Source organism: Marinobacter sp. SS13-12 (assembly GCF_030227115.1).
Taxonomy (GTDB): Bacteria; Pseudomonadota; Gammaproteobacteria; order Pseudomonadales; family Oleiphilaceae; genus Marinobacter.
This window is the reverse complement of sequence record NZ_JASSUA010000001.1, coordinates 1070201-1085012: the sequence shown is the minus strand read 5'-3', so window position 1 is coordinate 1085012 and position 14812 is coordinate 1070201. Positions and strand designations below refer to the sequence as shown.

General features: G+C 60.2%; 15 protein-coding genes. 8 read left to right on the top strand and 7 right to left on the bottom strand.

All coding sequences use genetic code 11. The features are described 5' to 3' along the window. Window positions 1–4: 4 nt before the first annotated feature. The 6 genes from QPL94_RS04945 to QPL94_RS04920 all read right to left on the bottom strand — a co-directional run bounded on the left by QPL94_RS04945 (window position 5) and on the right by QPL94_RS04920 (window position 6755). Window positions 5–397, bottom strand: a complete 393-nt coding sequence (locus QPL94_RS04945) for a DUF423 domain-containing protein (protein ID WP_285355908.1) — start codon at window positions 395–397, stop codon at window positions 5–7. Beyond that, a complete protein-coding gene (locus tag QPL94_RS04940) occupies window positions 387–1187 on the bottom strand; it encodes a symmetrical bis(5'-nucleosyl)-tetraphosphatase (RefSeq protein WP_285355906.1) in 801 nt (266 codons plus the stop codon). Before QPL94_RS04940 ends, QPL94_RS04945 begins: the two co-directional genes overlap by 11 nt. After that, window positions 1180–2010 (bottom strand): 16S rRNA (adenine(1518)-N(6)/adenine(1519)-N(6))-dimethyltransferase RsmA, encoded by an 831-nt coding sequence (gene rsmA, locus QPL94_RS04935; protein ID WP_285355904.1) that lies wholly within the window; start codon window positions 2008–2010, stop codon window positions 1180–1182. Before rsmA ends, QPL94_RS04940 begins: the two co-directional genes overlap by 8 nt. After that, window positions 2007–3008, bottom strand: a complete 1002-nt coding sequence (gene pdxA / locus QPL94_RS04930) for a 4-hydroxythreonine-4-phosphate dehydrogenase PdxA (protein WP_285355902.1) — start codon at window positions 3006–3008, stop codon at window positions 2007–2009. The genes rsmA and pdxA overlap by 4 nt, the downstream gene beginning before the upstream one ends. After that, entirely contained in the window at window positions 3005–4330 is a 1326-nt protein-coding gene (locus tag QPL94_RS04925; protein WP_285355901.1) for a peptidylprolyl isomerase, read from the bottom strand. Before QPL94_RS04925 ends, pdxA begins: the two co-directional genes overlap by 4 nt. 64 nt (window positions 4331–4394) lie before the next feature. Beyond that, entirely contained in the window at window positions 4395–6755 is a 2361-nt protein-coding gene (locus QPL94_RS04920) for an LPS-assembly protein LptD (RefSeq protein WP_285355900.1), read from the bottom strand. Between the two features lie 261 nt (window positions 6756–7016). On the opposite strand from QPL94_RS04920, the gene QPL94_RS04915 reads away from it, so the two are divergent. The 4 genes from QPL94_RS04915 (at window position 7017) to QPL94_RS04900 (ending at window position 9891) form a co-directional block, all read left to right on the top strand. Next, a complete protein-coding gene (locus tag QPL94_RS04915) occupies window positions 7017–8054 on the top strand; it encodes an aminoglycoside phosphotransferase family protein (RefSeq protein WP_285355897.1) in 1038 nt (345 codons plus the stop codon). Then, window positions 8051–8731, top strand: coding sequence for an N-acetylmuramate alpha-1-phosphate uridylyltransferase MurU (gene murU, locus QPL94_RS04910; RefSeq protein WP_285355896.1), 681 nt, complete (start codon window positions 8051–8053; stop codon window positions 8729–8731). Before QPL94_RS04915 ends, murU begins: the two co-directional genes overlap by 4 nt. A 3-nt stretch (window positions 8732–8734) precedes the next feature. Further along, the gene (locus QPL94_RS04905) at window positions 8735–9490 is read left to right on the top strand and encodes a DnaJ domain-containing protein (RefSeq protein ID WP_285355894.1); all 756 of its coding nucleotides are present in this window, start codon (window positions 8735–8737) and stop codon (window positions 9488–9490) included. A gap of 113 nt (window positions 9491–9603) precedes the next feature. Beyond that, window positions 9604–9891, top strand: a complete 288-nt coding sequence (locus QPL94_RS04900) for a type VI secretion system PAAR protein (RefSeq protein WP_285355893.1) — start codon at window positions 9604–9606, stop codon at window positions 9889–9891. Window positions 9892–9897: 6 nt separating this feature from the next. On the opposite strand, the gene QPL94_RS04895 is transcribed toward QPL94_RS04900, so the two are convergent. Then, window positions 9898–10860, bottom strand: coding sequence for a DUF3530 family protein (locus QPL94_RS04895; protein WP_285355892.1), 963 nt, complete (start codon window positions 10858–10860; stop codon window positions 9898–9900). A gap of 120 nt (window positions 10861–10980) precedes the next feature. Between QPL94_RS04895 and rpe the strand changes: the two genes are divergently transcribed. From rpe to QPL94_RS04875, 4 genes are all read left to right on the top strand, one after another. Next, entirely contained in the window at window positions 10981–11667 is a 687-nt protein-coding gene (rpe, locus tag QPL94_RS04890) for a ribulose-phosphate 3-epimerase (protein ID WP_285355891.1), read from the top strand. Then, window positions 11664–12353: a phosphoglycolate phosphatase gene (locus QPL94_RS04885; RefSeq protein ID WP_285355890.1), complete on the top strand. Its 690-nt coding sequence runs from the start codon at window positions 11664–11666 to the stop codon at window positions 12351–12353. The genes rpe and QPL94_RS04885 overlap by 4 nt, the downstream gene beginning before the upstream one ends. A 178-nt stretch (window positions 12354–12531) precedes the next feature. Continuing rightward, window positions 12532–14019, top strand: a complete 1488-nt coding sequence (gene trpE / locus QPL94_RS04880; RefSeq protein ID WP_285355888.1) for an anthranilate synthase component I — start codon at window positions 12532–12534, stop codon at window positions 14017–14019. A gap of 16 nt (window positions 14020–14035) precedes the next feature. Continuing rightward, window positions 14036–14614 (top strand): aminodeoxychorismate/anthranilate synthase component II, encoded by a 579-nt coding sequence (locus tag QPL94_RS04875; protein ID WP_285355886.1) that lies wholly within the window; start codon window positions 14036–14038, stop codon window positions 14612–14614. The last annotated feature ends 198 nt before the right edge of the window (window positions 14615–14812 follow it).

Sequence of the window (14812 nt, the reverse complement as noted above, 5' to 3'; positions counted from 1 at the left end):
TTTTTTAGCGCCTGAATCCCGAGATAACCACCAGTATCCAGCCCACCATAAAGCTGGCACCGCCAATCGGTGTCACCGGCCCGACCCAGCGAATGTCGGTGAGCACCAGAAGGTACAGGCTCCCGCTGAACAGCAGGATGCCGGCGAGAAAGAACCCGGCAGCAATACCGAGCAGGCGCCGTGACAACCCCGCCATCGGGAGTATCGAAACCAGAATCAGTGCCAGTGAGTGGTATACCTGATATGTGACGGCAGTCTGGAAAACTTCAAGGCCGCGATCGCCAAGTACACCCCGCAGACCATGGGCGCCGAACGCACCGGCCATTACCGCCAGCAGGGCAAACAGGGCACCGCAGACCAGCGCGATCCGCAGGGGTTCTACGTGTCTAGCAGTCACAATGGATCTTTTCCCCGGTATCCAGGTTCATCAACGTGAGAACACCACCCCAGACACAGCCGGTATCCAGCCCGATAAACCGGTTACTGTCGGTCTGACCTTCCAGGGCCGCCCAGTGGCCGAACACCACACGCACAGCATCCGGGCGCGGAAAGCGAAACCATGGGGCGAAGCCATCCGGTGCCGATGCCGCGGATTCCTTGGCTGCGAGCTCAAGCGTGCCGTCTTCGGCAATAAAGCGCATGCGGGTGAAATAATTGGTGATAATGCGCCAGCGATCCATGCCGGTGAGTTGCGGGTCCCAGCGTTCAGGCTGGTTGCCGTACATCTGCGCAAAATAGGTTTTTGCCTCCGGCCCGCGAATAACCTCTTCAACTTCCCGACTGTAACGGACCGCTTCGTCAACCGACCAGATATGGGGCAATCCGGCATGAACCATCACGAAGTTACGGTCGGCGTCGTGGATACACAGGTTCTGCTGCCGCAACCAGTCGAAAAGGTGTTCATGATCTGGCGCGTCAAGAATATCCGAGAGGGTGTCCTTGTTCTTGAGAGCATGGCCACCCAGCGCCACAGCCAGCAGGTGCAGGTCGTGGTTGCCGAGCACCACCACCGCGGAACTGCCCAGGCCTTCAATGTAACGCAGGGTTTCCAGGGACGACGGGCCACGGTTGATCAGGTCACCCGCGACCCAGAGCCGGTCCCGGGAGGGGGAAAAATCCACCTTGGCCAGGACATCCAGAAGGCGCTCGTAGCAGCCCTGGATGTCGCCAATGGCGTAGTCAGTCATGGCTTACCTCGTCGGCACTGTGGCTTTCGGGTTTAGTGTCCGCCAGCAGGTCGGCAATCGCAACATACTCCGCCAGGCCCAGGTTTTCCGGGCGCAGGCCATCGTCAATGCCAATGCTGTTGAGCTGCTCCACCGTCACCATGCCGGCCAGCGCCTTGCGCAGGGTCTTGCGGCGGGCGCTGAAGGCAGTACGCACGACCGCCTGCAACAGTTTGTAGTCCTTGGCAGGGTGCGGCAATGTCTTGTGGGGCACCAGGCGGACAATGGCGGAATCCACTTTCGGCGCCGGGCGGAAGGCCCCCGGACCCACCTCGAACAGAGGCTGCACGCGGCAGAAATACTGGGCCATGATACCCAGCCGGCCGTAATTGTTGTCCCCGGGAACGGCCGCCAGCCGCTGTACCACTTCTTTCTGCAGCATGAAGTGCATATCCTGCACCACGCCCGAATGGCCCAGCAGGTGGAAGATCAGTGGCGTGGAAATATTGTACGGCAGATTGCCGATGATTCTCAGAGGCTTGTCGGCCACAAGCTCACCAAAATCAAACTTGAGAGCATCCGCCTGGTGGATCCGTAAATTGGGGTAGTTGAAGAATTTGGTTCTGAGTACGGGGATCAGGTCACGATCCAGCTCGACCACCTGGAGGTCGGGATTCACCGCGAGCATTTCTTCAGTGAGGGCGCCAAGGCCGGGGCCGATCTCCACCAGGGCATCGTCCGGCTTGGGGTTGATGGCGCGGATGATGCGCTCGATCACGCCAGGATCGTGGAGGAAATTCTGGCCGAAGCGTTTTCTGGCCTGATGGCCGTGTTTGTTGCTCACTCGAAGGTTTCTCTTTTTGCGGATTTTGCCATTTTCTCACCCACTCTGATCGCGGTTTTCAGGCTACCTGCGTCCGCCTTGCCAGTGCCAGCCAGGTCGAGAGCGGTGCCGTGATCAACGGAGGTGCGAACGATGGGCAGGCCGAGGGTTATGTTAACGGCCCGGCCGAAGCCCTGGAACTTGAGTACCGGCAGGCCCTGGTCATGGTACATGGCCAGTACCGCATCGGCGTTGTCCAGCCAATGGGGCGTAAAAAGGGTATCGGCCGGCAACGGGCCGGTCAGGGTGATATCTTCCTGGCGGAGTTTTTCCAGGGTAGGTTCGATAACATCGATTTCTTCCCTGCCCAGGTGGCCGCCTTCGCCGGCGTGAGGGTTGAGGCCGGCAACCAGGATTACCGGGTGTTCGATGCCGAAGTATTTGCGCAGGTCAGCGTCAAGGATACGGGTGACCTGGGTCAGACGCTCGGGAGTGATAGCCGCGGAGACGTCTTTCAGGGGCAGGTGAGTGGTGACCAGTGCAACCCGAAGCTCGTCGGTGGCCAGCATCATCACCACCCGCTCAACGCCACAGAGTTCCTGCAGAAATTCGGTGTGGCCGCTGAATGCGATGCCGGCATCGTTGATAACGCCCTTGTGGACCGGCGCTGTCACCATGCCATCGAACACGCCGTCGAGACAGCCCCGGGCAGCGGTTCGCAGCGTTTCCACGACATAGGCACTATTGGCCGGGTCAAGCTTGCCGGCAGCGGTGGAGGCCAGGCCGTCGACATGCATGACAGAAAGCCGGCCCGGCTCGGTGGCTGCCCGGCTTCCGGGTTTCCAGTCTTCCAGCTCCACAGCCAGCCCGAGCAACTGTGCCCGGGCTTGCAGCAGGTGTTTACAGGCCACCACGACCATCCCCGGCTGACGTTCCTCCAGGGCCAGTTGCAGGCACAGTTCCGGGCCGATGCCCGCCGGCTCGCCTGCTGTCAGTGCAAGGGTGACCGGTTGCTTCATGACTCGCTGGTGTCTCCGGAATAGCCGTTCTTGAACTCAATAAAGGCTTCGTCGCGGATCTCCCGCAGCCAGTTCTGAAGCTCGGTATCAAACTTGCGGCGATAGATCGCCTGCCGCGCCTCGGATTCCCGGATATCACCACTGATGTCCTGCTGACGGCGCTCCTGCACTTCCAGAATATGCCAGCCGAACTGTGACCTGAAGGGCCCTTTCAGTTCGCCGACATCGGCCGCCATCATCGCCTGCTCAAACTCCGGCACCATCTGTCCCGGGCTGACCCAGCCAAGGTTGCCGCCGTCGGAGCCGGACACCGGGTCGTCGGAGTACTCCCGGGCAAGCGCACCGAAATCAGCGCCGTTCTCCAGTTGTTGATAGAGTTCCCGGATCGTGTCTTCCGCCTGGCTCTCGGACACCGTTTCCGAGGTGCGCACAAGAATATGGCGAACCCTGGACTGCTCGATCACCTGGGCCTGATCACCACCACGACGATCCATAACCATGACCAGGTGAAAACCACTGTTGTTCTTCAGAACCGGCGAAACCGTCCCCGGTTCCAGGTCTGGCACCACGTCAGCAATCAGTGACGGCAGCCGATTCTCCGCTCGCCAGCCCATATTGCCGCCGTCGAGGGCATTGTTGGCGTCGGATTCGGCAACGGCAACCTCGCGAAAGTCCCTGCCGGAAGATATGTCTTCACGCAGCGCTTCTACTTTCTCGCGGGCAGCGCTGACTTCTTCCTCGTCATTAAAATCGTCCACCTCGATGAGGATGTGCGCAAGCTCGTATTCCGCGTTACTGCGGCCCTGGCCCGCCATTGCGTCAAGATAATTCTGTACTTCCCGGTCCGTTACCCGCACACGATTGCCAACCTGACGCTGCTGGACCCGGCTGGTGATCATTTCATTGCGGATCTGCTCACGGGCTTCGCGGTAGGTGACCCCTTCCTGGCTCAGCTGTTGCTCAAATTGCGCCAGCGTCATGTCGTTGCGCCGGGCAATGGCCGCCATGGTCTCGTTGAGCTCGTTATCGCTGATGCGCATACCGGCCCTGTCGGCCATCTGCAGCTGGATCGACTCGGTAATCAGCTGTTCAAGCACCCGCTCTTCAAGAATGTCACGGGGTGGCAGGCCGGTGCCCTGGGCACTCAGTCGGCCCACAATGGTGTTGATCCGGGCTTCCAGCTCGGACTGCAGAATGACATCGTCATTGACCACCGCAACCACCTGATCAAGCAGCTTGCGTTCGGCCTGCACCGTTGCAGACAGGGCCACAACCATCAGTACCAGTAGTATTCGTGCACAATGGCGAAGGTTCGCCTTCATAGTCACCTCTGTATGGAAAAATACTGCCTCTCGCCGGACACACCGTACCCGGACTTATCAACACTCAGCGACCGCCGAACCGGCGACGTTCCCTTTCATCAAAGCCGTATATGGCTTCGGATATTTCGTCGGACGATCCGCCGCTGCCACCCAACCCCTTGAGCTGGATCTGGAACAGCATGCGGCTTTCAAGTTCCTGATCGTCCGTCAGATAGTTCTGATGCACCAGCTGGACACTCCAGCAACAATTGTTGTATTCCAGCCCGGCCAGTGAGCCGACCGTACGATCAAGCTGCGAATCGTAGACCCAGCGGCCGATCAGACTAACACGGTCTGTGACAGGAACAACGCCCCCGATATCCGACTGTTCGAATTCATTTCGCCGATAGCTGTGACCCACACTGGCCAGATAGCGATAGTCAGGTGAGTGAAATATCAGCTGGCTGCGGCCTTCCTCGGTTTTTTGGGTATCCGGCTCCCACAACCCGGCGGTCCGGATTTCCAGCCCATCGACCGGCCGCAGAATCATCTCACCGGCCAGTGGTGAATCGCTGGCGTCGGAACCACCCTGTCCGGCCAGGGTCACTTCCCGGTCATCATAATAGTGCACCTGCCCGATGCTGAACCGCGCCCGCTCGGCGCCTGTCAACAGATCATTGAAGCGGCTGGTCAGTGCCACGGTAAGCTGGTTGGTGTCACCAACACGGTCACCACCGCTGAAACGGTTGCGCTGGAACAGTTGATCAAAGCTGAATGAACGGATGGTGGTATCGAAATCCGGGATAAACGTCTGGTCCGCGTCTGCATCCGCCCAGGCGTAATAGAGGCGGGGCTCCAGGGTCTGGTTATAGGGAATATCAAACAGGCTGGACTGTCGGTCAAAGTACAGACCGGAGTCCCATTCCGCCACCGGTACGGTGCGGTCAAACCCCGGCTCCCTCAGGTTGTAATCTTCCAGTTCGTAACGGGTATAGTCCACGCTGATCGATGGCCGCGCGTAGCCCCAGAGCGCCCGCACCGGAAGCGCCACCTCCGGGATGGCCCTGACGCGTTGGCCGTTGGCACGATCCAGACCGGTCAGGTCGGCATTATCACGGTAAAAGTAGGTGTACTGGCTTTCCAGTGACAGTTCTGCAGGGCCGGCATCGAAGGCGGCACCGTATATAACTTCCGGCAATTGCGAATAGGGAATGTTTTCATCAGCAATGAAATCACTGATGGTCTGGTAACCGCTGAGATAGGTCTCGAAATACTGTGAAGAATCCCGGTAGCGCACACCACCACGTCGGAGCAGGTGGGTCGCGCGGTTGATCTCAAGAGTGCGGTTCAGGTCACTCAGATAGTCGTCATCACTGACCACGGAATAGTCACCGTAGCCATTCCAGCCGCCCCCAAAGGCGGCCCGGGTGCTGAAATCCAGGCCCCAGCGTTCACCATCTTCACCGGGGAATTCACGCTCAAACTCGGAATCGTTACCGGCATAGCCCACCTGCAGCACAGACTCCCCCAGGCTGCTCAGATAACGCCCTTCGGCCTCGGTAAACAGACCGCGCCCATGGATATACTGGGGTGTCAGGGTCGCATCGTAATGGGGCGCCAGATTCAGATAGTAAGGCACGGAGAGAAAGGCGCCGCTGCCAGTATTGGAGGTACCGAAAGAGGGATAAAGGAAGCCGGTCTTGCGGCGGTCATCGATAGGAAAACTGGCGTAAGGCCAGTAAAACACCGGAATATCGCTGATTTCCAGGCGCACATGCTTCGCTGTACCTACCCCCTCGGCCTGGTCCAGTTGAATGTCAGAGGCCACAATGGCCCAGTCATTGCTGTCAGGGGCGCACGTGGTCAGCGAGCCCTGGCGTATTTGCACCTGGTCTTCCGCTGTACGGGACAGCTGACCGGCAGAGCCTCGCATTTCCGGGCCGTGCAAAAGGAAGGTGGCCGTGTTGATGTCCACCCTGCCGCTGTTTACATCGTAGTTCGCGCGTTCACCGGTCAGCAGAAACCCTTCACCACGACTGGTCAGCGGCCCCTCAATAGCGACAGAGCCCGCAGCCTGGTTGTAACGCGCCTCTGACCCGGTGACCCTGAAGCCTGCCTGTTGCAGACGAACATCCCCACGAAGATAGAGCTCGTTGTCAATCTCGTACCTGGCGTTGAGGCCACTGGCCCGCAGAGGGGCCTGCCTGCTGTCAGCCACTGCCTCTGCGTTCGCACCCGTCGGCGCAATCGAAGGCACAACCGAAGGCAGGTAGCCTCCTTCACAGAAATCCGGCAGGGAGCGGCGAACCTCCTCAGGCAACTCCGATCTGGGCCGCCAGTCGATCTCTGCCGCAGACGGCGATGACTGAGCCACTACCGCTGGTGAAAGCGCCAACGCCAAACAGCCCGCCACAAAAACAGTCACACACCCTGACCAGTGCCACATTCGGTGCGTCTTTGTTCGCAGCTTCCTTGGTAGGGCTGGCACGATGAGAAGGTTCCTGTCGTGAATGGGTTTGCAGATGTCAGAGACAATTCAACAGCGGCCTAGTTTACACGCCACCCTTTGCCTTGTTAACGGAAACCGGCCGAAACCAGCCATTGCTGCAAAACCGTTTTACCGTCTCTATACTGATCTGCTAACTTTCCGCAATGAACCGGAAGGTTCATACGTCACTCATTTCTGAGCCAGGAAACCAGCCAACCCATGGATACCCGCCTGACAATGCTCACCCAGTGGGTCAGAAGCCTTCCCGGTTTTGACCAGGCAACACCCCAGCCGGTATCCGGGGATGCGAGCTTCCGGCGTTATTTCAGGGTCAGCGGCGACCCCCATGGCACCGGATCACAACATTACATTGTGATGGACGCCCCCCCTGAACATGAGGACTGCAAACCCTTTGTCGCCATTGCCCATCACTGGCGCAGCCTGGACATAGCGGTGCCGGACGTGGTTTATGAGGACCTGACCCGTGGTTTCCTGCTGCTGGAGGATTTCGGTGACCAACTGATGCTCAGCGCGCTGAATACCGACAATGCCGACCGGCTTTACGGGGCTGCGATGGAGGAGCTGGTTCGCATCCAGAGCGCCGGCGACACACCGGATTATCCGTTGCCAGCCTACGACACCGCTCTGCTGGAGCGCGAGATGAACCTGTTCCCGGACTGGCTGCTGACCCGACAGCTGGGGCTGACACTTGGCAACGGAGAGCGGGCCCTGTTAGAGACCACCTTTGCTTTCCTGCGTGAAAGCGCCCTGGCCCAGCCGGAAGTGGCCGTGCACAGGGACTATCATTCCCGCAACCTGCTGGTCCGTACGGGTACCGACAGACCCGGCGTGATCGACTTCCAGGATGCTGTGCGCGGCCCGGTCACCTATGACCTGGTATCACTGCTGAAAGACTGCTACATCCGCTGGCCGGAGGAGCGCATCCGCCAATGGACAGAACAGTTTCGACTGCTCAGTAAGGATGCCGGCCTGCACAAGGCCGATCAGGCGAGCTTCCGCCAATGGCTGGAGCTCATGGGAATGCAGCGCCATCTCAAAGCCGCCGGCATCTTCGCCAGGCTGGCAATCCGTGATGGCAAGACCGGATTCCTGAAGGACGTTCCCCGTACCGTAGGCTACCTGGTGGAGGCCAGCAGCAGGCAGGCCGCCCTGCGCCACTTCCATGAGTGGCTGACCGACACCGTGGTGCCCGCCATCGAACAACAGATCGGCCCAGTGGAGACATCCGGCCAGTGAAAGCCATGATCCTCGCGGCCGGCAAGGGCGAGCGCATGCGGCCGCTGACTCTGACAACACCCAAGCCGCTCCTTCCCGCCGGTGACAAGCCGCTGATCGTGCATCACCTGGAACGACTGAAAACGGCGGGCTTCCGGCAACTGGTGATCAACCACGCCTGGCTGGGCATGCAGATTGAGGACGAACTGGGCAATGGCGACGCGCTGGGCGTGTCCATCGAGTATTCAAGGGAACGCGAACCGCTGGAAACCGCCGGCGGCATCATCCAGGCCCTGCCCTTGCTGACCAGCGCCGGGGATGAATGGTTCGCGGTGATCAATGGCGACATCTGGTGCGACTTCGACCTCGCGCAGCTCACTCCGCCCGAAAATGCCGAGGCCCTGCTGGTGATGACCAACAACCCGGATCACAACCCGGCCGGGGATTTCTGCCTGCACCAGGACGGTACAGTTACCGAAAACGGGCCAGAGATGCTGACCTTTACCGGCATCAGTCTGCTTAATCGCCGACTGTTCGAAGGGCTTCTGCCCGGCGCCCGGAAGCTTGCTCCCCTATTGCGAAACGCCATGGCGCGAAAACAGGTCAGGGGCCTGCACCACACCGGACAGTGGATGGATATCGGCACGCCGGAACGGCTCCGCGAGCTGGACCGCAAACTCAAAGGAAGCGAGAGCTGAGCCATGACCTCCGACTCCAGGGATAGCAGCCTTCCGGCACGCATGGAAGCCGAGTTCAGCGAACTGCTCGGGGAGCTGGCAGCCTGCGGCCATCAGGCCAACGAGCTGCTGATCAGAACGCAATTGCCGCGCTGGTGTCGCCGCAGCCTGTTCTTTTTCCTCGGCTACATCGCCAAGTCGCAAGGCCGGGTGACAGAGAAAGACGTCGGCTTTGCCGAAGCGCTGATGAAAGCCCTGAAACTGTCCCCACGCCAGCGCCGAAAGGCGATTGGCCATTTTCGCAAAGGTAAGACAGCCGAACGCATCCCCGCCATGAAAGCCCTTGGCCTCAAGCTGACCCACTGGATCTGGCCGTCTCCCGCGCTGCGTGTCGCCATCTGCCTGTGCCATGCGGCACAACTGCAGGGGCGGCCTGAGAAATCCAGGCGCTATCGCTGCGAGGACGCCATCGACCAGATCGGATTGCCCATCCGGGTCAGTGACGACATCCTGGAGAGCTACGCCTGCAAGGTCTGGATCACCGAACCGGAAGCCCAGCCACGCCCTTCTACCTTTGAGCAGGCGTGCCAGCTTCTGGGGGTTACCCGCCGGGATTCGCGTGAGATCATCAAACGGGCCTACCGCAAAAAAGTATCGGAGTGCCATCCGGACAAGCTGGCGCAGCAGGATCTCAGCCCTGCGGAACTCGCCAAAGCCAAGGACCGGTTGTTGAGATACCAGCAGGCGTGGGAGCTGATCAGTAAGCGTCTGTCGGTTTGAGCTCTGGGTTTTGAATTCAAAGCCAGGCTTGCTAGACTTCCGCCGTTGAACGTATATCCAGAACGGGCCCACGGAACAGCGGCCTGAGTGACCCATCGAAAAGGAGCATTCCCATGGGCAAGAAACTCGTCCTCCTCGGAGACATCGGAACCGACCACAACGGCTTCCCTCCCACCCCGGTCATTACCGGCAGCGCCACTGTCCTGATTGACGGCAAGCCCGTCGCGCGTCTTGGTGACCAGCTCGCCATGCACTCCAAGCCCAAACACCCCCCGCACCCCCGTGCGATTGCGGCCGGCAGCCCGACGGTGATGATTGAAGGCAAACCTGCGGCTTTGACCGGTGATGGCATCAGTTGTGGCGGGGTGGTTATCGGGTCGTCCAGTGCCGTGGGTGGCTGACCACCTTTATCGGTCTGACGCCAGCCAGGCGGATATCCGGTTGGCCAGCGCGGGTGCATCCCGGGGCTCCGGGCGCTCCGCCATCGCAACCGGTTGCCGGGTATAGGTAGCAATTCCTTCCCGCCGGAATGCTGCCTCACGCTGCTTCGGCGACCTGAACCCCGCGCCCGCCATTGTCTTCGGTGCACGGGAATTGTGAAGCTCCAGCACCCTGATCTGCCCGCCACCCGAAAGCCATTCCGTCAGGGTAGCCGAATCGTTGTGGTCAAACACCGGCGCAATCCAGATCAGCTCGGACACATCACCACCCTCGGTGCCTGTCATCCGCGCAACATGGCCCGCTGCCAGGCCAATGCCGGCGACAGCCACCCGCTCATAGCCGCGGTCCTCAAGGTGTCCTACCGACATTGCCAGGGCTTTCTGGATCCGGGTTCGGTACTGATCTTCCAGCTCTTCCACGTCGACACTGTCCATCACGTCAATCATGACCGACCCGACGTCGTCGCCTTCCTGCGATTGCTCAGGGGCGGCTGCCGCTTGCTGCCTGTGCGCCTGCTGAAGCGCAAAAGGCGGTGGCTCCAGCCCCAGCGTCATTACCGCCCAGCCAGCTCGCGCCATGGGCTGGCGCAGGGCCCCCGCCAGCCCGGAGGCTGCCGACTGGCCCTCATCGGCAAGAATCACCAGGGCGCCCTGCGCGGGGGTGTCTGCTTCCGGCGCAAACAGTGCCAGCACCCGCTCTTCTTCCGGTAGCCCCAGCCAGACGGCAGCGTCCGGCCACTTTGCCGCGATTGTGTCTGAGTCCAGCCCCGATGAGATCATCGCCCTTTCGCGGTTGGCAGCAGAGGCTTCCGCCTCTTCGCCCTGCGGTTCCCCATCGTCCTGAGCCACCACTGCCGGTGCACCAGCGATAAAAATGCTGGCAAGGATTATCAAAGGAGGAATAACCACTCTTTCAAACCATTTGCTCACAGGCTGTCACTCATTCCGTGCGAAAAATCACCATCGAACTGATAGACTAGCACGCTCTGAAGCAGGGACCGCTGCACACGCCATCATCGATATTTTTATCAATAGTTCGAGAGAGCCGTCATGAACCCTTACCAGATTGCCCCGTCCATCCTGTCAGCCGATTTTGCCCGACTGGGCGAGGAAGTCGATAACGTACTGGCCGCCGGTGCCGATATTGTCCATTTCGATGTCATGGACAACCACTATGTGCCCAACCTGACCATCGGCCCCATGGTCTGTGAAGCCCTGCGCAAGCATGGCGTGACCGCACCCATCGATGTTCACCTGATGGTGTCCCCGGTGGACGACCTGATCCGCATGTTTATCGATGCTGGTGCCAGCTACATCACCTTCCATCCGGAAGCATCGAACCACATTGACCGCTCGCTGCAGCTGATTCGCGAGGGCGGCTGCAAGGCAGGCCTGGTGTTCAACCCGGCCACGCCGCTGCACTACACTGACCACGTCATGGACAAGCTGGACATGATCCTGCTGATGTCCGTGAACCCCGGCTTTGGTGGCCAGAAATTCATTCCCGGCACCCTCGACAAGCTGCGGGAAGCCCGCAAGCGCATTGACGCCAGTGGTCGCAATATCCGCCTGGAAATCGACGGTGGCGTGAAAACCGACAACATCCGCGAGATCGCCGAGGCGGGTGCCGATACTTTTGTCGCCGGCTCTGCCATCTTCAATACCGACGACTACAAAGCCACCATCGACAGAATGCGGGCGGAACTGGAACTGGCCAAACTGGGCTCGAACCAATGAGCCTCGCAGGACTGTTCAGCCAGCGCTGGCCAGGGGTTGCACTGTTCGATCTGGACGGCACGCTGGTGGACAGCGCCCCCGATCTGGCGGCCGCCATTGATTCCATGCTGGAACAGCTAGGTCGCCGCAAAGTCGGCATCGACAACGTTCGCCAGTGGGTCGGCAATGGCGCCGGTGTTCTGGTACGCCGCTCCCTTGCCGGACGGGCGGACTGGGAACCGGCCACTGAAAAGGACGATGCGCTGTTCAACGATGCACTGGCCATGTTCTACCACGCCTACGGAAACCTGAACGGCCAGCATTCCGTGCTCTACGACGGTGTGGAAGAATGCCTGACCAGGCTGGCTGACTACGGTTGCCGCATGGGCATTGTTACCAACAAGCCGGAACAGTTCGTGGCGCCGTTGCTTGAGCAGATGGGCATTGAGCACTGGTTCGACATCAGCATTGGCGGTGACACCCTGCCGGTGCGCAAGCCGGACCCACAGCCACTGATCCACGCCATGACCGAACTCGGCGGCACCCGGGGCACCACGGTTATGGTCGGGGACTCGGTCACCGACATCAGCGCCGCCCTGGCGGCGGGCATACCCTCTGTAGCGGTACGTTATGGTTACAATTACGGGGCACCGGTGGATTCACTGGGGGCGGACGCAGTTGTTGATTCCCTGGCGCAGCTTTTGTAATCTCACAGGATATTGATTTTGAAACCTTCAATTCGGGAGATTCCTGCCGTGCAGGGACTGAGTCTGATGACAGCGCGAGGCATACTGACAACCCGCGCAACACGATGGTGGCGATGGCGTACCGGCTGAATGCCGCCCGAAAAACCACCATACAGATCAGATTTCAGGAATCGTTACCATGACACCCGAGCATTTTGCCGAGCTCGCCGAGGCCGGCTTTAACCGTATCCCTGTATACCGCGAAGTCCTCGCTGACCTGGACACGCCCCTTAGCACCTATTTCAAACTGGCCAGCGGCCCGTACTCCTACCTGTTCGAGTCCGTGCAGGGTGGCGAGAAGTGGGGCCGCTACTCCATCATCGGCTTGCCCAGTCGCGAAATCCTCAAGGTCTTTGACCACGACATCACCATTACCCGCGACGGCAAGGTAGTGGAGGAGACGACGGCGGACGATCCACTCGCCTTCGTGGAAGACTACCAGGCCCGCTTCAACGCGCCGGACCTGGACGAGTTGCCGCGCTTCAATGGCGGTCTGGTGGGCTACTTCGGCTACGACACCGTGCGCTATATTGAAAAGCGACTGCGCAAGACCTGCCCTCCGGACAAGATCGGTACGCCCGATATCCTGCTGATGGTATCCGACGAGGTGGTCGTGTTCGACAACCTGCGCGGCAAGCTGCATCTGATCGTCCATGCCGACCCCAGCCAGGAAGGCGCCTATAAACAGGCCATGCAACGCATTGATGAACTGGAATCGCGACTGCACCGCCAGACTGCCAACGCACCTCGCACCCCGGAGCACCTGCGCGGCAAGACGGTGGACGAGAGCGACTTCATCTCCGGCTTCAACCAGGAGAAGTTCGAAGCGGCTGTCGGCAAGATCAAGGAATACGTGCTGGACGGCGATGTGATGCAGACCGTCATCTCCCAGCGCATGTCGATTCCGTTCGAGGCGCCACCGCTGAACCTTTATCGCTCACTGCGGGTGCTGAACCCTTCTCCCTACATGTATTTCCTGGACCTGGAGGACTTCCACATCGTCGGCTCCTCGCCGGAAATCCTGGCCCGGGTGGAAGACGAGGAAGTCACCGTGCGCCCCATCGCCGGCACCCGCAAGCGCGGCGCCACCGATGCCGAGGACAAGGCCCTGGAAGCCGAGTTGCTGGCCGACCCCAAGGAAATTGCCGAGCACCTGATGTTGATCGACCTGGGCCGCAACGACGCGGGCCGAGTATCGGAAACCGGCACCGTGAAACTGACCGACAAGATGATCGTGGAGCGTTACTCCCACGTGATGCACATTGTCTCCAACGTCACCGGCCGCTTGAAAGAGAACACCAGCTGCCTGGATGTCCTGCGGGCCACCCTGCCCGCCGGCACCCTGAGTGGCGCACCGAAAATCCGCGCCATGGAAATCATAGATGAATTGGAGCCGGTCAAGCGTGGCGTGTACGGCGGTGCCGTGGGCTACCTGTCGTTCAACGGCAACATGGATACCGCCATTGCCATCCGCACCGCCGTGATCAAGGATAACACCCTGCATATCCAGGCCGGCGCTGGCGTGGTGGCCGATTCGGTGCCCCGCCTCGAGTGGAAGGAAACCATGAACAAGGGCCGCGCGATCTTCCGCGCGGTGGCCATGACCTACAACGATTTCGACCACTGAGGCGGAGGAACAGATTATGTTGCTGATGATCGATAACTACGATTCCTTCACCTACAACGTGGTGCAATACCTGGCCGAGCTGGGTGCGGATGTTCAGGTGTACCGCAATGATGAAATCACGGTAGAGGAAATCGAAGCCCTGAAGCCGGAGCGCCTGGTGATCTCCCCGGGGCCCTGCACGCCCAACGAGGCGGGCATCTCCATGGCGGCCATCCGCCACTTTGCCGGCAAGCTGCCGATCCTGGGCGTGTGCCTGGGCCACCAGGCCATTGGCCAGGTTTACGGTGGCGATGTGATCCGCGCCGGGCGGGTGATGCACGGCAAGGTGTCACCGGTGTATCACAAGGACCAGGGCGTGTTCCGTGGCCTGAGCAACCCGCTGCAGGCGACCCGCTATCACAGCCTGGTGATCGACAAGGAAACCTTGCCAGATTGCCTGGAAGTGACAGCCTGGACCCGGAATGATGACGGCTCTGTTGAGGAAATCATGGGCATTCGGCACAAGACGTTGCCCATTGAGGGTGTGCAGTTTCACCCTGAGTCTATTATGACTGAGCAGGGGCATGAGTTGTTGCGGAATTTCCTTAGAAGCTAGTTTTGTTTTGGTGGCCTCTGGAGCGTGGTTCTGACTCCGGACGTTGATGGGGAGAGGGTTCCCCAAACACGCCTCAGGACGTCCCTGTTCGGCTCGGGCTCCGCCATCCATGGCTCCGCACGGTTTGGAGAACCCTCTCCCCATCAACGCCCTCTTGGCGGGTTGTTCGAGTGCGTTCGCCACTCATACTGGGACAAC

Coding starts and splice junctions, on each gene's coding strand:
- QPL94_RS04940 (WP_285355906.1), bottom strand. CDS start 1,187: ATGACTGACTACGCCATTGGCGACATCCAGGGCTGCTACGAGCGCCTT.
- pdxA (WP_285355902.1), bottom strand. CDS start 3,008: ATGAAGCAACCGGTCACCCTTGCACTGACAGCAGGCGAGCCGGCGGGC.
- QPL94_RS04925 (WP_285355901.1), bottom strand. CDS start 4,330: ATGAAGGCGAACCTTCGCCATTGTGCACGAATACTACTGGTACTGATG.
- QPL94_RS04920 (WP_285355900.1), bottom strand. CDS start 6,755: ATGTGGCACTGGTCAGGGTGTGTGACTGTTTTTGTGGCGGGCTGTTTG.
- QPL94_RS04915 (WP_285355897.1), top strand. CDS start 7,017: ATGGATACCCGCCTGACAATGCTCACCCAGTGGGTCAGAAGCCTTCCC.
- QPL94_RS04905 (WP_285355894.1), top strand. CDS start 8,735: ATGACCTCCGACTCCAGGGATAGCAGCCTTCCGGCACGCATGGAAGCC.
- QPL94_RS04900 (WP_285355893.1), top strand. CDS start 9,604: ATGGGCAAGAAACTCGTCCTCCTCGGAGACATCGGAACCGACCACAAC.
- rpe (WP_285355891.1), top strand. CDS start 10,981: ATGAACCCTTACCAGATTGCCCCGTCCATCCTGTCAGCCGATTTTGCC.
- QPL94_RS04885 (WP_285355890.1), top strand. CDS start 11,664: ATGAGCCTCGCAGGACTGTTCAGCCAGCGCTGGCCAGGGGTTGCACTG.
- trpE (WP_285355888.1), top strand. CDS start 12,532: ATGACACCCGAGCATTTTGCCGAGCTCGCCGAGGCCGGCTTTAACCGT.
- QPL94_RS04875 (WP_285355886.1), top strand. CDS start 14,036: ATGTTGCTGATGATCGATAACTACGATTCCTTCACCTACAACGTGGTG.